The following is a 21,413-nucleotide window of genomic DNA, read 5'->3' as shown; positions in this document are numbered from 1 at the left end:
GGTGATGGAGGAATTCGCCAAACTCCTCGACACGCTGGTCTACACCACCAGCCGCAATCGCAAGCTGGCGCTGATCGCCGAGTATCTGCGCGAGACGCCCGATCCCGACCGCGGCTGGGCGCTCGCTGCGCTGACCGGCGAACTCGATTTCCCGGCAGTCAAAGCCTCGACTATCCGCAACCTGATGAAGGAGCGGGTCGATCCGGTGCTGTGGTCTTTGAGCCGCGATTTCGTCGGCGATACAGCCGAGACCGCAAGCCTGCTTTGGCCCGAGCCGGACACCGTCGAGGGAGACGTGCCGAGCGTTTCGAAGGTGGTCGAGTTCCTTTCCGGGCTCAACCGCACCACCGCTCCGAAAGAGCTGCCGAAACTGCTCGACCGGCTCGACGCCAATGGCCGCTTCGCGCTGATCAAGCTGGCGACGGGCGGAATGCGGATCGGTGTCTCTGCCCGGCTCGCCAAGACCGCTTTTGCGCAGGCGTTCGATGTCGCGGTCGAAGAGGTCGAGGAATACTGGCATGCGCTGGAAGCGCCCTACCCGGAGCTGTTCGCATGGGCTGCCGATGGGGCGGACCCACCCGATGTTTCCAACACGCCGCGTTTCCGTCCGTTCATGCTGGCGCATCCGCTGGAAGACACGGTGGTCGATCTCGACGACTACGCGGCCGAATGGAAATGGGACGGGATCCGAGTGCAATTGGTGCGCGTGGCGGGGGAAACCCGGCTCTACTCACGCTCGGGCGACGATATTTCTGCGACGTTCCCCGAATTGCTCGATGTCCTGCCGCTCGACGCGGTGCTGGACGGTGAATTGCTGGTGCGCGGAAATGCGCAAGGTGGCGAGGAAGGGGGCGCTGCGAGCTTCAACGCGCTCCAGCAACGGCTCGGTCGCAAGACCGTGAGCAAGAAGATGCTGACTGAGTCGCCCGCCTTCGTGCGCCTATATGATGCGCTGATCGTCGAAGGCGAGGACCTGCGCGAGCGAGCCTGGCACCGTCGCCGCGCACGGCTCGAAAAGCTGATGGCGAAACTGCCCGACAGCCATTTCGACATCTCCTCAATCGTCGAAGCGCGCGATTTCGATCACCTCGCGACAATCCGCGAAGGCGCGCGCGACGATGCGATCGAAGGGTTGATGCTCAAGCGCCGCGACAGCGCCTATATCGCCGGGCGCAAGGTCGGCTTGTGGTACAAATGGAAGCGCGATCCGCTGCTGATCGATGCGGTGCTCATGTACGCGCAACGCGGCTCGGGCAAGCGCTCGAGCTTCTATTCGGACTACACTTTCGGCTGCTGGGACGGCGACCCGGATGAAGGCGCCGACCTGCTGCCGGTCGGCAAGGCCTATTCGGGCTTCACCGATGCCGAGCTGAAAAAGCTCGACCGGCTGGTGCGGCAAACCACGCGCGACCGCTTCGGCCCGGTGCGCGAAGTCGAGCGCACGCTGGTGTTCGAAGTCGCCTTCGACAGCGTGCACACGTCGAAGCGCCACAAGAGCGGCCTAGCCATGCGCTTCCCGCGCATCCACCGCATCCGCTGGGACAAACCGGTGCACGAAGCGGACCGGATCGAGAGTCTTCGCGCGCTGGTGCGGGATTGAAGCGCTTTCCTACTCGCCCGAGCCGCGTCAATATCGTCGCGGCTCTTTGAAAACCGCATCCTGACACAAAATCAATTCTGCAAAGTGTCAACTTTGTTATTTCAGGATAAAATCTTGATTTAGCGAACAAAATTTAAGATTCCGGCGGGTGACACGGTGTCAACTTCGTCACCTTCGCAAGCGGCTCACTTCAACCCGCATTCGAACACCGCGACCGCGTGATGCTTGGCGTTTTCGGTGTAGTGCGCGACACCCGTCCGCATTCCGGCGATCGCCGCGTCGGATAGTTCTTTCATCGGCTTTGCCGGGCGACCGGCCCACAGCATGCGGTCGTCCATCACCTTGCCTTCGGTCAGCATCGCGCCAGCCGCCAGCATGGCGTCGTGACCGATCACCGCCTTGTTCATCGCGATCGCGCCGAGGCCGACAAAGCCGCGATCCTTGATCGTGCAGCCGTGCAGCATCGCCATGTGACCGACCAGCACGTCGTCGCCGATGATGAGTGGAGAGCCCTCCTCGTCACCCGGACGCGGCGGGTCGCAGTGGCACACGGTGCCGTCCTGGATATTGGTGCGTTCGCCGATCACGATCCGGCTGACATCCGCGCGCAGCACGCAATTGTACCACACCGAGCTTTCCGCCCCGATTTCGACATCTCCGATGAGGGTGCAGCCGGGGGCGACGAAAGCGGTCTCGTGAATATGCGGCGTCTTGCCGTGGATCGGGATGATGTTCACTCCGGGGCGGTACATTTGCGTGTCTCCCATTGCTCCTTGGTGAGCGAGTACTGGATCGTCGGATTCTGTTCTTCGGGAAATCCGGGATCGATGAAATCGAGGTCGGTGCGGCGTTCCATGCCGAGCTTTTCCATAAGCTTCCAGCTGCCGACATTCGCCTCGCAGGTGAGCGCGACGACATGGGGCGCGCCGATCGGACCGAACGCCCAGTCGATCACGCCGACCATCGCCTCGTGCGCATAGCCGCGCCGCCAGCGGTCTTCGCGAACCAGCCAGCCGATCTCGTGATCGCCGATATTGGGCGCAAGCGGGTTTTCGACGCGCTTCATGCCGCAATGGCCGACGAGATCGCCGCTCGCTTTCTCGATCATCATCATGAAGCCGAAGCCTTCCTTGGCAAAGCTCGCCATCGCCTTGGCGTGCTTGGCTTCGATTTCGTGCAGCTCCTTCACGCCGCCGAGATGCGCCATGACGGTCGGGGTGTTGAGGATATTGTCCTGCAGCGCAGCGTCGGTCTCGTCGATTTTGCGCAGCACCAGCCGTTCGGTTTCGAGTACGAGGTCAGCCATTGAGCAGAGCCCAGTCGCCGCGGTCTATCGAATAGACGATGATCGTGCCGCTCTCCGGATCGAAATCGTCGTTAGGGAAGTCGAGGTCTTCGCGCCGCTCCATTCCAAGCCGTATCATCAATCCCCAGCTCGGCGTGTTGCCCTCGACAGTCAACGCGATGACTTCATCCGCGCCGAAGCGATCGAACGCCAGATCGAGCGAGGCGATTGCGGCCTCCTTGGCGTAGCCTTTGCCCCAGGCATCCTCGCGGAGCCGCCAGCCGACTTCCATCATGCCGATCGGGCCGCCTTTCTGGTTGCAGCGCTTCAGTCCGCAAAATCCCAGGATCGCACCATCCTCTTTGCGTTCGACGCACCAGAAGGTGTGGCCATGTTCTCGCTCGTAGGAAAGCAGGCGGTCCTGCGCGGCCTGGCGTTTGTCCCCGTCGCACACCCCGCCGAGCCAGCGCATCACCGCGGGCGTGTTGGTGCCGTCCCAAAACCTCGTCCAATCCTCGTCTTGCCAGTCGCGCAGGATCAGGCGTTCGGTCTCGTGCCGGAAGCGGGTGTCCGCCTCAGCCATTGAGCAAGCGCGCGGCGACCGGCGCGTGATAGGTCAGAACTCCCGAACATCCGGCGCGTTTGAAGGCGATCAGCTTTTCCATCAGCAGCGCGTCGCGATCGCCGATCCCGGCGGCCTGTGCGGCTTCGATCATCGCGTATTCGCCGCTCACCTGATAGGCGAAGACCGGCACGCTGAAACGCTCTTTCACCCGATAGATGATGTCGAGATAGGCGAGCCCCGGCTTTACCATCACGCTGTCCGCGCCTTCGGCGATGTCGAATTCCACTTCGCGAAGGGCCTCGTCTCCATTGGCCGGGTCCATCTGGTAGGTCTTCTTGTCGCCCTTGAGCAACCCGCCCGAACCGACCGCGTCGCGGAACGGGCCGTAGAACGCGCTCGCATACTTCGCAGCGTAACTCATGATCTGGACGTTGTGATGATTGCCCATTTCGAGCGCCATGCGGATCGCCTGGATGCGGCCGTCCATCATGTCCGAAGGGGCGATGATGTTCGCGCCGGCCTCGGCCTGGTTGATCGCCTGGTCGACCAACGCCGCGACGGTCTCGTCATTGGTCACATAGCCGTTCGCGTCGAGCAGGCCGTCCTGCCCGTGGCTGGTATAGGGATCGAGCGCGACGTCGGTCAGCACGCCGATATCCTCTCCGCAGGCATTCTTGATCGCCTTGATCGCGCGGCACATCAGGTTGTCGGGATTGTGCGCTTCGCCCCCGTCGTCGCTGCGCTTGTCGCTGGGCGTGTTCGGGAACAGCGCAATCACCGGGATGCCGAGATCGACGGCCTCTTTGGCGCGCTTCGCGATCCCGTCGACCGACCAGCGCGAGACGCCGGGCAGTGTTGCCACCGGCTCCTCGACCCCTTGGCCTTCGGTCACGAACAGAGGCCAGATCAGGTCTGTCGGTGCAAGGCGGTTCTCGCGGTGAAGCGCCCGGCTCCACCCGCTGGCGCGCGTGCGGCGCAGGCGCGTATTTGGATAATGTCCCGTCATGGTCGCAGGTTTAGCCGCAAATCGCGCACGGCTGCAATCGCAAGCGTTACGGTCCGTTGCGGCCGGGCTTGAGACGGCGGGCCAGATCGATCTTTTCGATTTCACGCACCGGTTCCTCGCTTTCGCTTGGCAGCTTTTCGAGGTCTTCGAGCGCGGCGCCGACTTCGATATCCTTCAGCCTGATCAGTTGCCGCTTGAAGTCGATCAGCTCGGTTCCCGACAACTGCGCCCGGGTCACGAACCTGACAGTGGCCGGATTGATCGCTCGTCCGTTGCGGTACATTTCGTAGTGAAGATGAGGCCCGGTCGACAGTCCGGTGGAGCCAACATAGCCGATCACCTGCCCGCGCCGCACCTGCTGGCCGCGGCTGACCGCCATCCGGCTCATATGGCAGTATCGGGTCGAAAGACCGTTTCCGTGATTGAGGCGCACGGCAATACCGCAGCCTCCCATCCGGCCCGCCCCGGCCACGGTACCGTCGGTTACCGCGACGATGGGCGTCCCGCGCCGGGCGCTGAAATCCATGCCCGAATGCATTCTCCGGTATCCGAGGATCGGGTGGCGACGCATTCCGAAGTTCGACGAGATCCGGCCCGGTACTGGAGCGACAAGGCCGTTGCGCTGCTCTCCGACACCCGAGGCTTCATAGAAAGTGCCATCCTCGCCCCAGCGCATAAGCTGGGTCTTGGGCTGACCACCACGATCGATCCCGGCATAAAGCAATTGCCCCGCCTGGCGCTCTCCGGTGGCTGCGCGTCGGTAGGCGATGATGATGTCGAATTCGTCGGACGAGCGGACCTGGCGATCCATGTCGATCTGGTTGTCGAGCGCCTTGATGTAGTCCTGCACGGCGCTGACCGGGACGCCTGCCGCGCGCATCGAACGGTACAGGCTGCCCCCTACCTGCCCGCGCACGCGCAGCGGAGTGTCATCGACCCGGATCACATTGCGCTGCAGCGCAAGCATTCCGCCTTGCCCTGCTGCCGGATCGCCGCCTTGACGCGCGATCTCGAGCTCGAGGTCGAAACGCGCGCGAAACTTCAGGGCATCGAGCGGCCGCGGCGCACCTTCTGCCGGCCGGCGGCCCAGCACGATGTCTATCTGCGTGCCCGGTTCGATCTCGGCGAGCGGCATGGCCTGGCCGATCAGCGCGCTGACCTGCCCGATATCTCCGGAGGAAACGCCGGCGCGGCGGAGCATGCTGGCGAAACTGTCACCGGGAGCGAGGGTCGCCAGAAATTCGATCTGCGGGCGCTCGGGCGCACTGGCGAGCGGGATTACCTCGGCGGTCGGTCCCATGCGGCGCCCGCTGTCCGCGCCGTAAGCCAGCGGCATGATCATCTGGCTGCGGAACTCGTCGCGGATTTCTTGGCCTTGCGGCATCGAGACCCGCGCTTCGAGCGGGGCCAGGTCGGGCCAGAAGGCGAGCGCCACGGCCCCCAGCGCCACCATTGTGCCGAGTCCGCGAAACCAGCGACGACTGCCGATGTTGTCGGCAAGGTCTGGTGCAAGGTCCAGTCCGTTGAACCAGTTCCCGGCGGCAAGCTTCCATTCGTCGTAACGCTCGCCAATGCCGCTCACGCGGGAAATCACCGTGGCCCGGCTGCCTGTATCGACGGGCTCACGGCTATCTCTGTCATGGGGCGATGGCGCAGGGGCATCGTAGGGCGAGGAGTAGTCCTCGACCGTGATTCCATCCGGACCGGTGCGCGCGTGATCCAACATTGCGTCCTAGCGAGGCCCTCGGCGGGCCACTCCCAAGCGGTTATTGGCCGAAATTGATGGACGAACAAAGTAAATACGCACTTAAGCAGCGACCAAACGAGTCTGCGCTGCGATGAGTGGTTGTGCGCAAATAGGCGGGCGTTTCCAAACGTCCCATTGCTCCCTTCGGCCAAGACTGACACAAGCCGGAACGTGAACCGATCTTCGAGCAATTCGACTGTGCGGGCGGTGCTCGGCCCGACCAATACCGGCAAGACGCATCTCGCGATCGAACGGATGTGCGGCCATTCGAGCGGGATGATGGGCTTCCCGCTGCGCTTGCTGGCGCGCGAGGTCTACGACCGGGTGCGTGCGATCAAGGGCGACAAGGCGGTTGCGCTGATCACCGGCGAGGAGCGGATCGAGCCGAAAGACGCGCGCTATTTCTGCTGCACCGCCGAGGCGATGGACCGGCTGGGCGGCGGGCACGCCTTTGTCGCCGTCGACGAAGCCCAGATCGGTGCCGACCCGGAGCGCGGCCATATCTTCACCGATCGGCTACTCAATGCCCGCGGCCGCGAAGAGACGATGATCCTCGGCTCGGCGACGCTGGAGCCGATCGTGAAGAAGCTGATTCCCGGGGCAGAAATGGTCGAGCGCCCGCGCTTCTCGACGCTGAGCCATGCCGGATCATGCAAGCTTTCCCGCCTGCCGCCGCGTAGCGCGGTCGTCGCCTTTTCGGTCGAGCAAGTCTACGCAATGGCCGAGGCACTGCGGCGCTTTCGCGGCGGAGCGGCAGTGGTGATGGGCGCGCTTTCACCGGAAACGCGCAATAAGCAGGTGGAATTGTTCCAGAACGGTGAAGTCGATTACATCGTCGCCACCGATGCTATCGGCATGGGTCTCAACCTCGATCTCAATCACGTCGCCTTCGCCGCGCTGTCGAAGTTCGACGGAAGCCGCAAGCGGCGGCTCACTCCGGCGGAAATGGCCCAGATTGCCGGGCGCGCCGGGCGGCACCAGCGCGACGGGACATTCGGGACGCTGACCGGCGGTGGAAGCAGGACGGGTGCCCCGCTCGAGTTTACCGACGAAGAAATCTACGCGATCGAGGAACACCGTTTCGCGCCCCTCACCCATCTCTACTGGCGCGAGGCCGAACCGCGTTTCGCGAGCCTTGGCGCGCTTATCGCAGATCTAGAGAGTGCACCCGACCACGAGATGTTGCGCCGCGCGCCCGAAGCGATCGATCTCGCAGTGCTCAAGCGCCTTGCCGATGATCCCATCGCCCAAACGGTCCGCGGCGCCGGGCTTGTCCGCCGTTTCTGGGAAGCGTGCTCGCTTCCCGACTTTCGGCAAGTGGGCGTCGATCCGCATGCCCGCTTCGTCGCAAGGCTGTGGCAGGACCTGAGCGAAGGCTATCTCGGGGCGGATTTCGTCGCCGCGCGGATCGCCGAACTCGATCGCACGGGGGGCGACATCGACACGCTTCAGGGAAGGATAGCCGCGATCCGTTCCTGGGCCTATATCTGCCAGCGGCCCGACTGGGTGCTGGCGCGCGACGAAATGGCCGCGCGGGCGCGCGCGGTCGAAGCGAAGCTTTCCGATGCGCTGCACGCTCGGCTCACCGAACGCTTCGTCAACCGAAGGACGACTATCTTGATGAAATCGCTTGGACAGGATGCCAGCGCACTACCCGTAAATCTGGAACCCGACGGACGCCTCACCGTCGAAGACGAACCGATAGGCCGTCTCGACGGCTTCCTGTTCGTGGTCGACCCCGATGCCACCGCCGCCGATCGCAAGATGCTGCTGGCGGCTGGTGAGAAGGCGCTGCCCGGCCTGCTCGCCCAGCGCGCGGACTGGTTGCTCACCGAAGGGCTGGGCGAACTTGAAATCGCGGGCGGGTCGATACGCTGGAATGATCGCCCGCTGGCGGCGATCGACATGCCCGACGACTTCGCGGCACCGCGCCTGACGCTGGCGCGGGAAATCACGATGATGCCCGATCAGGCACGTGCGAAACTCGAATCCGGGCTGCTCGAATGGCTGCAAGCCAAGCTTGAACCGCTTGCCCCATTGCGCAAGCTCGCGGAAGCCGCGCGTGATCCCGAGGCGGGTTCGGAGGCGCGCGCGCTGTTGATCACGCTGATCGAAGCGCGCGGCGTCGTCGCCCGCGAGAATGCCGGGCTCCAGCACCTGCCCAAGGAAATGCGCCCATTCCTGCGCAAGCTCGGTGTGACATTCGGCGCGCTCGACGTTTTCGCGCGCGACCTGCTGAAGCCCGCCGCGCGGCAGTTGCTGCATGCCCTCGGTCTCGACCGGAGGCCGCTGCAGGAAGCGATGCTGCCCGTTATCGCCGAGGCCAAGGCGATCCCCGCGGGCTACCGGCCCGCAGGAACGCAGCTGATCCGGGTCGATCTCGCCGAGAAGATCCTGCGCGCTGCATTCGAGGCACGGGCGAAAGCGACCGGCACAACCTCGCAGCAGAAGCATCCGCGCTTCCGGCTCGATCTTGCGCTTCCGGTGTCGATCGGTCTGGAAGAGGACAATGCACGCCGCCTGCTCGGCAGTGCGGGGTTCAAGGTCCAGCGAGGGCGGACGCTGGAAGAAGGTGCGCATGGACCGCCTGCACCCGACAGCTGGACCTGGCGCCCGCGCCGCCCCGGAAACCCCGAACGCCAGGCGCGAAAGCCGGATGCGCGGCGCGGAAAGGGTCCCAAGGGCAAGCGCGATTCCAAGCGAAAGGGTGGGCCACGGAAGTCACGGCTCCGAGGCGATACGGAGCCGGCGCGTTCGGGAGGAGCGTTCGACGGGCTGGCAGACCTGCTTGGCGGATGACCGATATCGGGCAAGCCGCCGGCACGGAGACAATCCGGATCGATCGGCTGCTCGTTTACCTGCGCTTTGCTCGCACCCGCTCGGCTGCCCGGACGATGATCGAAAGCGGCACGCTGCGCCGCAACCGGCAGCATGTCCAGCGAGTGAGCGAGAGCGTCGCCATCGGCGATGTGCTCACCTTGGTTCACGCAGGAGAGGTCAAGATAATCGAAGTGATGGGCCTGCCCGAACGACGCGCCTCTCCGGCCCTCGCGACGACGTTCTACCGGGAGCTGACGCGTTTCTGATGAACCCTTTGTTCGCAGGGCGCTGTCACAAATGTGGGCCTTGACCCTCGCGGTGAAATCGCCATAGCACCACCCGCCATCCATTGCCGCAATCCGAAAGCAAGCTGTACATGACTTACGTCGTCACCGATGACTGCATCAAATGCAAATACACCGACTGCGTCGAAGTGTGTCCGGTCGATTGCTTCTACGAAGGCGAGAACATGCTGGTGATCAACCCCAGCGAGTGCATCGATTGCGGGGTGTGCGAGCCCGAATGTCCGGCGGAGGCGATCCTGCCCGACACCGAAGACGGGCTCGAGAAATGGCTCGAACTCAACACCAAGTTCTCAGCCGAATGGCCGAATATCACGAGCCAGAAAGAGCCGCTGCCCGACGCCGACGATCACAAGGGCGAAGAAGGCAAGTTCGAGAAGTATTTCAGCGCCGAACCCGGCGAGGGCGACTAACCGCCGGTGGTTCCCTCGGCTGCATCGATCAGTCGGATTAGCAGTTTTTCAAGTTCAACGGCTTGCTCCTGCCGCTCGGAGCCATTCGCTTCAGCAGATAGAGCAATTCGGCTCCACTCGAGAGCATCGCCGAGCAGCTCGGGTTTGACGGTCGCGCTCCCATCGTCATTCTCGATGTATCCGCGGCGCAGGAAGCTCCTGGCCGCTTCCAGTGCTGCATCCGAGCGACCCCATTCATAGGCTTGCACAAACCAGTCGGCGGCAAGCCGGTGGTCGGTCGGCGTTCCGTCGCCTTTCGTGTGGATCTGGCCGAGCAGAAATGCTGCGTTGCGCTGTTGCTGCGCGGCGGCCTGCTCGAGCATGAAACGCGCCGCCACCGGATCGCGTTCGACCCCGTTCCCGGTCAGCAAATAGGTGCCGTAATCGGTCTGGGCATCGGCATCGCCCAGCACCGCCGTCATCCGGCACAGGTGGATGCCTTCCTCCGCATCAACGGGGCCACCCTCCCCGCGTACGAGCATGTTGCCATAGGCACAGAAAGACATGCGCCAGCCGGCCTCGGCTGCCTGGACGTAGAACTCGCGGGCCTTGGCGAGATCCTGCCGACGGCCGTTTCCGCTGTAGTAACAGGTTGCGAGATTGTGCAGCGCATCCGCGCGGCGCGCGCCGACCAGCTCAAAATAGTCGCAACCGCGCACGGGATCGCGTTTCACTCCGAAGGCTCCCCCGCTGTAGATTTCGCCCAATGCCTCGTAGGCACTCGCATCCCCTTGCTCACCAAGCCGTTCGAGGGCCACGGTCAGGGCCTTCGCATCTTCGTTGGCGTGATCGGAGATGGCGGCCTGCGTATCTCCGGAATACTCCTGCTCGTAGAATTCTGCAGGAACAGTCGATAGCTGCATAAGTGCTGGAAAAAGAAACAGATCGAGCATGGAATCCTTCCAAGGGTCCGCCTTACCTTTGTGCGAATGGCAACCGGAATAGGCAAGAATCAATCAGACTCGCAATATTGTTGCGATTATGTTATATAATGAACCAACCGCGTCGGCTGGTCCCGGCGCCGGAAGGTAGAACCAGAAAGGCCACATACCAGCAAACAGAGGTTCGGACGGTATTTTAACGGCGTTTGCCTGTCTCTCTCGAGCGGCAACGTCGCCAGCCCAGTCGTCTTCTGTCGCCCTTGCTGGTAGGCCCCAAGAAAGGAATACGCATGGCAAGCAATGCGCCCGCCTTTACTGTCGGAGATTATGTTGTTTACCCGAAGCACGGCGTGGGCCGTGTGATCGAACTCCAGAACGAAGAGATCGCTGGCATGCAGCTGGAGCTCTACGTCCTGCGGTTCGAGAAAGAGCGCATGACGCTGCGCGTGCCCGTCAACAAGGTCGAATCGATCGGCATGCGCAAGCTGTCCTCGGACAAGACGCTGAAAGAGGCGATGGACACGCTCAAGGGCAAGCCCAAGGTCAAGCGCACCATGTGGTCGCGCCGCGCGCAGGAATACGAAGCGAAGATCAATTCGGGTGAGATCGTCCTCATCGCCGAAGTGACCCGCGACCTGTTCCGTCCGGACGACCAGCCCGAACAGAGCTATTCCGAACGGCAGATCTTCGAAGCGGCCTCCAGCCGTCTCGCCCGCGAACTCGCGGCAATGGAAGAGACCGACGAGGCAACGGCGCTCGAGAAGATTCTCGAAGTCCTGCGCGAGCACGCTCCGCAATACTACGACAATGACGACGACGACAAATAAGTCTCGCGCCGGCTGACAATCATCGAGGGCTGCCCTTCCGGGCGGCCCTTTTTGATTCGCGACACTGCTTGCGCATGGCGAATTGGTGTATTATATCGCCAATACGCTTAGCGGGACTGCAATCACACAAGGTGGAGAGATACAGATGATTCAGCGGCTCTTGAAAGGTTTGGCGCCCCTCGCCGCGCTTGCGATGGGTGCCGGGCTATCCGGTTGCGGTAATGTCGACCTGACGATCAACGGCGAGAAGGGTGTCCCGCTCAGCGAGCTCGATACGAGCGGTGCCGCACCTACCGAGCTGGTTGTCGCGGCCAGTGCCTCGGTGATCCTGACCGAAGGCGATACGCTCGATATCGAGGTCGAAGGCGATGACGAGGATGCGCTGCGTTTCGTGCTCGATAACGACACTTTCGGCGTGACGCGCGATCCCGATATCGACTTCAGGGACGACAAACCCGTCGTGCGCGTAACCATGCCTGCCCCCAAAAGCATTACGATCGCGGGTTCCGGAACGGTTGAAGCGGCAACCGTCGCGTCGAATTCCGAACTCGCCATTGGCGGCTCGGGTTCGATCTCTATCGAAGAGATTGCCGGGGAATCGCTTGAAATCGCAATCGGTGGCTCGGGCTCCGTAAAAGGCGCAGGTACAGTCGAGCGCCTGGAAATCTCTATTGGCGGCGCTGGCGATGTCGAAATGGCGGGCCTCAAGGCCGATAAGGCCGAAATCTCGATCGGCGGAGCAGGCAATGTCGAATTCGCTTCGGATGGCGAAGTCGAAGCGACCATCGCCGGCGCAGGCGACGTGGTTGTCAACGGCAATGCGAAATGCAGCGTGAGCGCTTTCGGATCGGGCACGCTCACCTGCAATCCGACATCCTCAGATGGGGATGAGCCCGCAGACGAGGAAGCCGAGGCTGTGCTGACCGACGAGACCTGACCCCGCCGGTCCGACAGGTGGTCGTTTCCGGCCTTGCATTCCATTGAGGAGCGCGCATGGTGCCAGCCATGCGCGCTCTTTCCATTTTGGCGCTCGCTTCGGCGGGCGTTTCGCTTTCCGGATGCATCGTCGGCACGGCGGCCGACGTCGTGACGGCGCCCGTCCGCGCGGGCAGCAAAGCGGTCGATCTTGCGACGACCAGCCAGTCCGAAGCCGACGAAAAGCGCGGGCGCGAAATTCGCAAGCGCGAAGAAGAACTTGGCAAGCTGGAACGCCGCTACGCCAGGGAGCTGCGCGAATGCCAGGATGGTATCCGCAAGTCCTGCAACGACGCGCAGCTGACCTACCGCGATATCCAGGCGATCCTACCGACGATTCCAGCCGAACCTGAAGGCAACTAGCCAGCCCCAGCCGAGGCGCGCCGCAACCTGTCGTTGATCGCCCGGCCGACCTCGCCATAGGGGATCGGCGCAACCGCTATACGCGGCTTGTCCGACGCGGCACCGCGATGCAGGCAATCATAGAGCCGCGCCGCAGCCTCGTTAAGATCGCCTGCTTCTGACAGATTGCAGTCACCGGTGACGTCACCGAAACCGATGAAAAACTCGTCTGGCGCAACTTCCGTGGCGCTCAGCCTCAAGGGCTTGCCGGGGGAATAGTGCCGGGTCAGCTGGCCCGGCGCTTCGATACCGGCATCGGCGACCTGCCGTTCGCCGCCGAGCAAACGCTCGAGTGTTTCCTTGGTCACTGGGCCGGGACGCAGCAGCGACCAGCTGCCGTCTTCGCGCAAGGCGACGATGGTGGACTCCAACCCCTTTTGGCTTTGCCCCCCGTCCAGCACTGGCGGAGCGGCGTCACCGAAGGAGGCGAGCACATGCTCGGGCCGGGTCGGGCTGATGTCCTCGCTGACGTTCGCCGATGGTGCCGCCAGCGGAACGCCGGTCTGTTCGAGCACTGCCCGCATCACCCGGTGTGAAGGCTGGCGCAGAGCAATAGTCGGCAAGCCTGCCGTCACGGCGCCAGCCACCTTCGCACCATCGAGCAACGGCAGCACCAGTGTCAGCGGACCGGGCCAGAACCGCTCGGCCAGGTCGGTCGCGCGATCGTCGAATCGCGCGATCTGTTTCGCCTGGTCGAGATCTCGCACATGCACGATCAGCGGGTTGAAGTCGGGGCGACCTTTTGCGGCATAGATTTTCGCCACCGCCTCGGCGCTGTCCGCCCGCGCAGCGAGGCCGTAGACCGTCTCGGTGGGAATCGCGACGAGCCCGCCGGCCCCGAGGATTCGCGCGGCTTGCGCAATGCCTTCGGCATCAGGCGGCAGCACTTCCGTAACGTCCTTGTCGCTCATTGGATGGTCGCTATATTCTCTCACAGGCGCTGCCAAGCAAAACGCGCCTTTCCGCCCCGCTCGCGCCCACACCAACAGGACGATCAACGCCCGTGACACCCTATACCCCGCCGACTCAGGACCAACTTCTTGCCATCCGCGTGAACGCCGGGATCGAGGAGCTCGCGCACACCGAAAAGTTCGCTCATGCGGAGGCCGATCTGGTGGAAGCTATCGTCGAAGGCGTCGGGCAATTCGCGGCTGGCGAGTTCGCACCCCTGAACCGCATCGGAGATCTCGAAGGAGCAAAGCTGGAAAACGGCGTGGTGCGCCTGCCCGAGGGATTCAAGGAAGCCTACGACGCCTATGTGGAGCAGGGCTGGAACGCGATAGCTTCGCCGGAAGAGTTCGGCGGACAAGGCCTGCCCTTTACGCTCGCCTGCAACGTGCTCGAGAACCTCGGCGCGGCGAACATGGCCTTCAACCTCTTGCCGATGCTCTCGGTCGGCGCGATCGAAGCGCTCGAACACCACGGCAGCAAGGATCAGCAGGCCCGATATCTTCCCGATCTCGTCAGCGGCAAATGGTCGGGAACGATGAACCTGACCGAGCCGGCCGCAGGGTCCGACGTAGGCGCGCTGCGCTCGACGGCGGTTCCGATCGAGGATGGCCCTCACGCTGGCAAATACCGGATCACCGGCCAGAAGATCTACATCACCTGGGGTGAGCACGAGCTTTCGGAGAACATAATCCACCTCGTTCTCGCGCGGCTGCCCGACGCGCCGGAAGGTTCGCGAGGAATTTCGCTGTTCGTGGTGCCCAAGTACCACGTGAACGACGACGGTTCGCTCGGGCCGAAGAACGATCTTCGCTGCGTCAGTCTCGAGCACAAGTTGGGGATCAACGCGTCGCCGACCTGCGTCATGAGCTATGGCGATAACGGCGAATGCATTGGCGAGATCGTCGGTGAGCCCAACCGCGGGCTGATGGCGATGTTCACGATGATGAACAATGCGCGCATCAATGTCGGCAACCAGGGCGTGCAGATCGGCGAACGTGCGACACAGCAGGCGCTGCACTATGCGATCGACCGGGTGCAGTCCGCCCGCGCCGGGTCGCCTGACAAGACCCCGGTGGCGATTATCGAGCACCCGGACGTACGCCGCATGGTCCTGCGGATGAAGGCATTGACCGAAGGCTGCCGCGCGCTGCTCTATTACTGCGCCGGACGGGTCGATCGCGGCACGGTGGGCGACACCGAAGCGAAGATCCGTGCCGAGATCTTGGTACCCATGGTGAAAGCCTGGGGCACGGATATCGGCGTCGAGGTCGCAGGGATCGGGATCCAGGTACATGGCGGGATGGGGTTCGTCGAAGAGACCGGCGCGGCGCAGCACTGGCGCGATTCGAAGATCGCTCCGATCTACGAAGGCACCAACGGAATCCAGGCCGCCGATCTCGTCACCCGCAAGCTCGGGCTGGAAGGCGGCGAGGCGATGATCGGCCTGTTCGAGGAAATTGCACGCGACGCCTCGGGCGAAACGCAACTTGCCGAGCTTTCGCGGACTTGCGCGGAAATCGCGCGGTGGATGCGTGATGAAGCAAGTCTCGACGACCGGCTCGCCGGCAGCGTGCCGTTCTGCACCATGGCTGCGGTTGCTGTCGCCGGGTGGCAACTGAAGAAGCAGGCCGAGGCTGTGGCGACCGGCGCTGCACCGGCGCTGGCGGAGACCAAGCCCGTTACCGTTCGGTTCTTCCTCGACAGGATCGTGCCAGAGGCGCTTGGTCTCAAGGCGAGCGCAACCGCCGGAGCCGATTTGCTTTACACGCTCCCGAATGAAAAGCTCGCGGGCTAGAAGCGCCGATAATGGGCGAGGCGGACGACACTCTCAGGCGCATCGCCGAAGCGCTTGAGCGGATTTCTCCGCCTGCGGTTTCTTCGGTCGACTGGTCGTCCGCTCCGGGTTTCGTCTGGAACGGCGGCAGCGCGCGACCGTTGGATCGCATCGACGCCCTCCCTCTCGGGACTCTTCGCGGAATCCACGCGCAGAAAGCGGCAGTGTTGGAGAACATCCGTCGCTTGGCACACGGCCATGCGGCTCACGACATGCTGCTTTGGGGTGCGCGCGGAATGGGCAAGTCGGCTTTGGTCCGTTCGGTTGTGTCCGAGGTCCAACAGGACAAATCGGGCAGCCTTACCCTGATCCAGATCACAGCCGACGCTTTGTCGGGGATGCCCGCCTTGCTGGAAGCTCTTGCAGAACAAGAGAGCGCGTGCCTGCTCTTCGTTGACGATCTCGGCTTCGGCGCGGGTGAAGCGCAGGCGGTGCTAGGATTGCGGAGCCTCCTCGATGGAGGGCTCGTCGCCCGGCCACCGCATGTCCGGCTTGCGGTCACTTCCAATCGGCGCGCCATCGTCGCGCGCAACGAGCACGAAAGCGAAGCGCTGCACGAGCGCGACGAACGGGACAATGCGCTCGCGCTGGCCGATCGCTTCGGACTGGCGCTCGGCTTCCATCCTTGCGATCGGAATACCTATCTCGAGATTGTGCGCGCCTACACCGATCCCGCCGGACTTGAGTTCGACGAGGATGAGGCACTTGCATGGGCTATCGAGCGCGGAAACCGCTCAGGACGCAGCGCACACCAGTTCGCAGTGGAACTCGCGGGGCGAGCAGAAAAACCCCTTTAAGTCGGCAATTTATTGGCTCTGCCCGGCCTGACGGCGGAGGTAATCCTCTTCGAATATCGCTCGCGGATCGCGCAGCTCGCGTTGCGGTGGAAGCGAATTGCCGCTTATCCGTTCGATCCCGGCTCCCGGTTCCGCATCGGGGGCGACCGCGCGCCAGATGATGCCGGCCGTGTCGTCCGAGACCAGCAGGGAACCATCACCTGCCCATTCGACCCAGGTCGGACGCCCCTTGGTCGTACCGTCCGCATTGAGGAAGCCGGTGAGCAACGGAACAGGCTTGCCGATCGGGTTGCCGCGTTCGTCGAAACCGACATAGACCACATCATAGCCCGAAGGGGGCTTGCGGTTCCACGAACCGTGGCGCGCGATGAAAGCCCCGCTGCCGAATTCGGGGCCCATGCGGTGGCCTTCCTTGGTGAACACAAGGCCGAGTGCGGCCACATGCGGACCCAGCGCGTAGACCGGATTACGGGTGTATTCCATCAGATAGGCCGGCATCGGTGCCTCTACCCGGCGATCGATGTTGTTCTTATAGTAGACCCAAGGCCAGCCATATTGAGCGCCGACCGGGACATTGGTGAGATAGTCCGGCACCAGGTCCGACCCGAGCATGTCGCGTTCGTTCACGGTGGCCCATAGTTCTCCCGACCAGGGGCTGAAATCGAAACCGTTCGGATTGCGCAGGCCTGCGGCAAACTGGCGTTGGCGATCTGTGGTGAGATCGTATTCCCAGATCATCGCGCGGCCCTCCTCGACGTCCATCCCCTGCTCGCCGATATTGCTTACAGAGCCGACAGCGACGAACAGGCGGTCACCATCAGGATGGATTTCCATATTGCGCATCCAGTGGCCGCCACCGGGCGGTAAATCCATGAGTTTGCGCGGTTCGCCGGTCACATCGTCGCTGCCGAGCTCGTAATCGAAGGCCAGCACCGCATCGTGGTTTGCCACATAGAGTGTGCCATCGTTCCAGCTCAGGCCAGAAGGCGAATCGAGACCCTCCTCGCGGATGACCTTCCGCGTTTCGGCAACGCCATCGCCGTCGGAATCGCGCAGCAGCACGATCTGGTTGGGTGACTCGCCCGCGGCGCCGGCTTCGGAGAACAGATAGGACGCCACCCATCCACGGATCGTGTCCAGGATTCCGCCTTCTCCGCTGTCCTCGGTCTTCGGGGCGCGGGTGAGGGTTACCAGAACATCACCGTTCGGCAGGGCATAAAGCACGCGAGGGTGCTCGAGACCTTCGGCGAACCGGTTGACGGCCAAGCCCTCGGCAGCTTCGGGCTGTTCGCCCTCATTCCAGCCGACCGGCTTGGCGATCTGCACGGTGGGGAAGCTCTCCGCCTCGGGTTCCTGCAGCGTGGGATCGGTCCCGGCGACTTCTTCGACAGTCAAATCGGCCGTATCGCCGCGCGACAGGAAATAGAATGCGATGCCGAGCACCGCGATCAGGACGACAAGGGTGATTGCGAGTTTGCGAAGAATAGCCATGTAGGCGGGATTACTGCCGCATTCGGCTTGCGGCAACAGGCGAACGCCGCGATACGCCGGTCAAAGAGGACAAGAATGTACGATTTCAAGCCCGATCCCGGTCTCGACACGGCAGAACGCTATCGTCAGCTGAGCGATGCGGCGGATGCGCTGACGGCGGGGGAACCCGACCCGGTGGCGAACATGGCGAATGTCGCCGCTCTCATTTGGGAGTTCCTTCCCGGGCTCAATTGGGCCGGATTCTACCGCATGGGGAAGTCTGCTTCAGGTGCTGACGAGCTGGTGCTGGGTCCGTTCGTTGGCCGTCCGGCCTGCATCCGCATCCCCCTGGGCCAGGGAGTCTGCGGTGTGGCGGCTTCGACACGGGAAACCCAGCTGGTGGAAGACGTCCATGCCTTTCCCGGACACATAGCGTGCGATGCGGCCAGCCGTTCGGAGCTTGTTGTGCCTGTGGTTCGCGATGGGGAAACCATTGCGGTGATTGATCTCGATAGTCCAGAGCCAGCGCGGTTCACGAATAAGGACGCTTCGGGACTGGAAAAACTCGCCCGATTGCTCTCGGCTCGGATCTAACCGGGCCAAAGGCGCCGATGCGAGACAATCGCCCCGAAACGAGACAGCAGTAGCGGCCTGCTTGGGCGCGAGCAGTGCCGAGTGGTAAACATTTGGCTAACTGCAACTGTCGGCAGGCGCGATTCGCGTGCCCCGGCGTATCGCATTGGGGGTTTACATGCCGTTCAACCGCTCTCGTTTCCGTGCTGCGACCAGCTTGGGTCTGGTCGCCGGGGTCGTTTCGCTGGCCCATCCCGCCTACGCTCAGCAATATGTCATTGATCCGATGGGCACTGAAGACGTCCGCGAGCTCCCTGCGGACATGCAATCAGCCCCGGTGCAGGTGACCGAGTCGACCGAGACGACGAAGGGCGCTGACGGTGTCGAGACTATCGTCCGTACGCGGCGGATCGAAACCTCGGGTCCAGCCACCTCCACCTACGAGACTCCGGCAAGCTATGCTCCCGTTCCCTATGCCTCCGGGGCCGCCGTGCTCGAACGAGAGCAGTGGATCGACGAATGCAACCGCCGCACCAGTGGCCGTAGCGAAAAGGAGAAGGGCGGGATCATCGGCAGCCTGCTTGGCGCTGTCGCCGGCGGCATAATCGGCAACCGTGTCGCCGGTGACGGTGATCGTCTGGCCGGCACGTTGATCGGCGCAGGAACAGGCGGTCTCGGGGGATTGCTGCTCGGCGGGCTCATTGGCGGCGGCAAAAAGGACGACCGGTATGATTGCGAAGCCGCGCTCGACGGCTACCTGGCCCAATATGGTCGGGGCCCGGTTCGCCTCGCGAGCAGGACAATCGCTGCGCCACATTATTCCGCATATGGATACCCGGCCTACGCGCACCAGGGCTACTATGGCTATGCACCAGCCTACGGCTGCGCCTGCGCACAACCGCCGCAAGTCGTCTATGTGCCCGTTCGTTACGAACAGCAGCAGCGAGTGGTGGTTCGGGAGACCGTGCGCGAAGAAACGTATGAGGTACCAGGGGCCGCGCGTATGATCGAGGAGCGCGTACCCGCTCCGTCACCGAAGATGATAAAGCAGGCACCCCCTAGCCCTCGCCCGGTGAAATCGATCAAGCAGCAATAGCGCATTTACCCCCTAAGAGGAAAGTTGCGCCGCGCAACTTGTGTGACCACAAATAACTCTAAATCAGTGTTTTAGAAGTCACCGCCGGTTAGGCGTTGGCATACCAGGTCGAGCTGATCGAGCGATTTGTATCGGATCGAGATCGAGCCGGTTCGCGGATCGGCATCGGCCTTGATCCGGACGGGCAACCCCAGGAATTCCTCGAGATGGCGCTGGACTGCGGCGATGTCGGCATCGGCGGCCGTATCGCCGCGCGATTTGACCGACCTGCCCTGCGGATTGACCGACCGAGCCATCTGGCGGACGAGCTTCTCGATTTCGCGAACCGAAAGGTTGTCGTTGACCGCGCGCTCGGCGAGGTCGGCGGCATCGTCCTGTCCGATCAGCGCACGGGCGTGGCCCATCGAGAGCTTCCCGGATTCGACCAGATCGAGCACGGCTTCGGGAAGGTTCAGAAGGCGCTGGAAGTTCGCGACATGGCTGCGTGACTTTTCGACCATGCGGGCGATTTCCGCCTGGGTCATGCCCTCATCGTCGGCGAGCCTCTGATATGCCCGCGCCTCCTCGACCGGATTGAGGTCTTCGCGCTGGAGGTTCTCGATCAGCGCAAGCGCCATGACCTCGCGGTCCTCGAGCTCGCGCACCAAAGCAGGGATATCGTGCAGGCGCGCCTTCTGTGCGGCCCGCCAGCGACGCTCACCCGCGACAAGCTGATATTGCCCGTTCCCGCGCGGACGGACGATAATCGGCTGGATCACTCCACGCTTCGCAATCGAGGCGGCAAGCTCTTCGAGCGCCTCCTCGTCGAAATGCTTGCGCGGATTGCCGGGAAGCGGAGAAATCGAAGCGACCGCGATCGTTTTGAGTGGTGAATCGCTTTCAGGCGCTGCGGCGTCCGCGTCACCCGAAACAGCATCCCTCACGAGCGGTTCTTCTCGCCGTGTCTCCCCAAGAAGAGCGCCAAGCCCTTTGCCCAAGCGCTTCTTCTTGTCATCCGGCCCGCGCTGGGGGACGGAAAAGCGGATTGGATCGCTATTGTTGGTCATGCGGCCTGCCTCTCAGGCGGGAAACGCCCGATCAGCTCGCGCGCAAGGGCGATATAGGCGCGGCTTCCGGTGCAGGAATGATCATATACCAACGCCGGAAGGCCGTGGCTCGGCGCTTCCGAAAGCCGGACATTGCGGGGAATGACGGTTTCGAACACCAGATTCCCCAAGCAATCGCGGACATCGTCCGACACCTGATCGGTCAGGCGGTTCCGGCGATCGTACATCGTCAGCGCGACTCCGATGATGCCGAGCGACGGGTTGAAGCGCTGCTGGACCCGTTCGACCGTCTGCAAGAGCTGACTAAGCCCTTCGAGCGCGAAAAATTCGCACTGCAGTGGCACCAGCAACGTATCCGCCGCACACAGGGCATTGAGCGTGAGCAGGCCAAGCGAGGGCGGGCAGTCGATAAAGCACACATCGTGACCGCTGTGATTGTCGAGAGCCTGACGGAGCCGTGCAGTGCGTTCCTCGACCGAGACGAGTTCGACTTCCGCACCGCTAAGGTCCTGGGTCGCCGGAACGATGTCCAGCCCGGGAATGCTTGTGCTGACGACTGTCTCCGAAAGCGGGATCTCATCCACCAGAAGATCGTAGCTGGAGAGGCCCCGCGCCGCCGCGTTCACTCCCATACCTGTGGAGGCATTGCCCTGCGGATCGAGGTCGATAAGCAAGGTCCGCCACCCCGTCGCCGCCATCGCGGTGGCCATGTTGATCGCGGTCGTGGTTTTCCCCACCCCACCCTTCTGGTTCGCTATGGCTATCGTCAGCATGGGTTTCTCAC

21 protein-coding genes are annotated in these 21,413 nt (G+C 63.1%); 11 read left to right on the top strand and 10 right to left on the bottom strand.

Annotated features, from left to right (window positions below):
* Window positions 1-4 precede the first annotated feature (4 nt).
* On the top strand, window positions 5-1,600 hold the full coding sequence (locus ACI5KX_RS01855) for a cisplatin damage response ATP-dependent DNA ligase (RefSeq protein WP_406808978.1): 1,596 nt from the start codon (window positions 5-7) through the stop codon (window positions 1,598-1,600).
* Window positions 1,601-1,785: 185 nt separating this feature from the next.
* Here the strand turns inward: ACI5KX_RS01855 and ACI5KX_RS01850 are convergent, their stop codons facing one another.
* Genes ACI5KX_RS01850 through ACI5KX_RS01830 form a run of 5 tightly spaced genes read right to left on the bottom strand, consistent with a single transcriptional unit; the run spans window position 1,786 to window position 6,182 of the window.
* Window positions 1,786-2,367, bottom strand: a complete 582-nt coding sequence (locus ACI5KX_RS01850) for a gamma carbonic anhydrase family protein (protein ID WP_406808977.1) — start codon at window positions 2,365-2,367, stop codon at window positions 1,786-1,788.
* Window positions 2,334-2,906, bottom strand: a complete 573-nt coding sequence (locus ACI5KX_RS01845) for a GNAT family N-acetyltransferase (RefSeq protein ID WP_406808976.1) — start codon at window positions 2,904-2,906, stop codon at window positions 2,334-2,336. Before ACI5KX_RS01845 ends, ACI5KX_RS01850 begins: the two co-directional genes overlap by 34 nt.
* Entirely contained in the window at window positions 2,899-3,468 is a 570-nt protein-coding gene (locus tag ACI5KX_RS01840; RefSeq protein WP_406808975.1) for a GNAT family N-acetyltransferase, read from the bottom strand. Before ACI5KX_RS01840 ends, ACI5KX_RS01845 begins: the two co-directional genes overlap by 8 nt.
* Window positions 3,461-4,456, bottom strand: coding sequence for a porphobilinogen synthase (gene hemB / locus ACI5KX_RS01835; RefSeq protein ID WP_406808974.1), 996 nt, complete (start codon window positions 4,454-4,456; stop codon window positions 3,461-3,463). The genes ACI5KX_RS01840 and hemB overlap by 8 nt, the downstream gene beginning before the upstream one ends.
* 46 nt (window positions 4,457-4,502) lie before the next feature.
* On the bottom strand, window positions 4,503-6,182 hold the full coding sequence (locus ACI5KX_RS01830; protein WP_406808973.1) for a M23 family metallopeptidase: 1,680 nt from the start codon (window positions 6,180-6,182) through the stop codon (window positions 4,503-4,505).
* A 192-nt stretch (window positions 6,183-6,374) separates the two neighbouring features.
* Between ACI5KX_RS01830 and ACI5KX_RS01825 the strand changes: the two genes are divergently transcribed.
* The 3 genes from ACI5KX_RS01825 to fdxA all read left to right on the top strand — a co-directional run bounded on the left by ACI5KX_RS01825 (window position 6,375) and on the right by fdxA (window position 9,738).
* Complete coding sequence (locus ACI5KX_RS01825) at window positions 6,375-9,002, top strand: helicase-related protein (protein WP_406808972.1); 2,628 nt, start codon at window positions 6,375-6,377, stop codon at window positions 9,000-9,002.
* The gene (locus tag ACI5KX_RS01820; RefSeq protein ID WP_406808971.1) at window positions 8,999-9,289 is read left to right on the top strand and encodes a S4 domain-containing protein; all 291 of its coding nucleotides are present in this window, start codon (window positions 8,999-9,001) and stop codon (window positions 9,287-9,289) included. Before ACI5KX_RS01825 ends, ACI5KX_RS01820 begins: the two co-directional genes overlap by 4 nt.
* A 110-nt stretch (window positions 9,290-9,399) precedes the next feature.
* Entirely contained in the window at window positions 9,400-9,738 is a 339-nt protein-coding gene (fdxA, locus tag ACI5KX_RS01815; RefSeq protein ID WP_406808970.1) for a ferredoxin FdxA, read from the top strand.
* Here fdxA and ACI5KX_RS01810 read toward each other — a convergent pair.
* Window positions 9,735-10,640 carry a tetratricopeptide repeat protein gene (locus tag ACI5KX_RS01810; RefSeq protein ID WP_406808969.1) on the bottom strand — a complete coding sequence of 302 codons (906 nt, stop codon included), beginning with the start codon at window positions 10,638-10,640 and terminating at the stop codon, window positions 9,735-9,737. The genes fdxA and ACI5KX_RS01810 overlap by 4 nt on opposite strands.
* Before the next feature lie 308 nt (window positions 10,641-10,948).
* Here ACI5KX_RS01810 and ACI5KX_RS01805 point away from each other — a divergent pair, with 308 nt between their 5' ends.
* The 3 genes from ACI5KX_RS01805 (at window position 10,949) to ACI5KX_RS01795 (ending at window position 12,823) form a co-directional block, all read left to right on the top strand.
* Window positions 10,949-11,485, top strand: a complete 537-nt coding sequence (locus ACI5KX_RS01805; protein ID WP_406808968.1) for a CarD family transcriptional regulator — start codon at window positions 10,949-10,951, stop codon at window positions 11,483-11,485.
* Between the two features lie 169 nt (window positions 11,486-11,654).
* On the top strand, window positions 11,655-12,422 hold the full coding sequence (locus ACI5KX_RS01800; RefSeq protein WP_406808967.1) for a head GIN domain-containing protein: 768 nt from the start codon (window positions 11,655-11,657) through the stop codon (window positions 12,420-12,422).
* 68 nt (window positions 12,423-12,490) lie between these two features.
* The gene (locus ACI5KX_RS01795; RefSeq protein ID WP_406808966.1) at window positions 12,491-12,823 is read left to right on the top strand and encodes a hypothetical protein; all 333 of its coding nucleotides are present in this window, start codon (window positions 12,491-12,493) and stop codon (window positions 12,821-12,823) included.
* On the opposite strand, the gene ACI5KX_RS01790 is transcribed toward ACI5KX_RS01795, so the two are convergent.
* Entirely contained in the window at window positions 12,820-13,773 is a 954-nt protein-coding gene (locus ACI5KX_RS01790) for an L-threonylcarbamoyladenylate synthase (protein ID WP_406808965.1), read from the bottom strand. The genes ACI5KX_RS01795 and ACI5KX_RS01790 overlap by 4 nt on opposite strands.
* A 92-nt stretch (window positions 13,774-13,865) precedes the next feature.
* Here ACI5KX_RS01790 and ACI5KX_RS01785 point away from each other — a divergent pair, with 92 nt between their 5' ends.
* A complete protein-coding gene (locus ACI5KX_RS01785; protein ID WP_406808964.1) occupies window positions 13,866-15,608 on the top strand; it encodes an acyl-CoA dehydrogenase in 1,743 nt (580 codons plus the stop codon).
* A gap of 11 nt (window positions 15,609-15,619) precedes the next feature.
* The gene (locus ACI5KX_RS01780) at window positions 15,620-16,444 is read left to right on the top strand and encodes a DUF815 domain-containing protein (protein ID WP_406808963.1); all 825 of its coding nucleotides are present in this window, start codon (window positions 15,620-15,622) and stop codon (window positions 16,442-16,444) included.
* A gap of 9 nt (window positions 16,445-16,453) precedes the next feature.
* On the opposite strand, the gene ACI5KX_RS01775 is transcribed toward ACI5KX_RS01780, so the two are convergent.
* Window positions 16,454-17,935: a PQQ-dependent sugar dehydrogenase gene (locus ACI5KX_RS01775; protein WP_406808962.1), complete on the bottom strand. Its 1,482-nt coding sequence runs from the start codon at window positions 17,933-17,935 to the stop codon at window positions 16,454-16,456.
* Between the two features lie 75 nt (window positions 17,936-18,010).
* Between ACI5KX_RS01775 and ACI5KX_RS01770 the strand changes: the two genes are divergently transcribed.
* Window positions 18,011-18,508: a GAF domain-containing protein gene (locus ACI5KX_RS01770; protein WP_406808961.1), complete on the top strand. Its 498-nt coding sequence runs from the start codon at window positions 18,011-18,013 to the stop codon at window positions 18,506-18,508.
* Between the two features lie 157 nt (window positions 18,509-18,665).
* Window positions 18,666-19,583 (top strand): glycine zipper 2TM domain-containing protein, encoded by a 918-nt coding sequence (locus ACI5KX_RS01765; RefSeq protein ID WP_406808960.1) that lies wholly within the window; start codon window positions 18,666-18,668, stop codon window positions 19,581-19,583.
* A 71-nt stretch (window positions 19,584-19,654) separates the two neighbouring features.
* Here ACI5KX_RS01765 and ACI5KX_RS01760 read toward each other — a convergent pair whose 3' ends face one another.
* Both ACI5KX_RS01760 and ACI5KX_RS01755 read right to left on the bottom strand, forming a co-directional pair.
* Window positions 19,655-20,629 (bottom strand): ParB/RepB/Spo0J family partition protein, encoded by a 975-nt coding sequence (locus ACI5KX_RS01760; protein WP_406808959.1) that lies wholly within the window; start codon window positions 20,627-20,629, stop codon window positions 19,655-19,657.
* A complete protein-coding gene (locus ACI5KX_RS01755; RefSeq protein WP_406808958.1) occupies window positions 20,626-21,402 on the bottom strand; it encodes a ParA family protein in 777 nt (258 codons plus the stop codon). The genes ACI5KX_RS01760 and ACI5KX_RS01755 overlap by 4 nt, the downstream gene beginning before the upstream one ends.
* Window positions 21,403-21,413 lie beyond the last annotated feature (11 nt).

The organism is Erythrobacter sp. GH1-10, from assembly GCF_045363165.1.
Lineage (GTDB): Bacteria > Pseudomonadota > Alphaproteobacteria > Sphingomonadales > Sphingomonadaceae > Erythrobacter.
The sequence above is the reverse complement of the archived record's forward strand: the minus strand, read 5'-3'. Positions and strand labels throughout refer to the sequence as shown.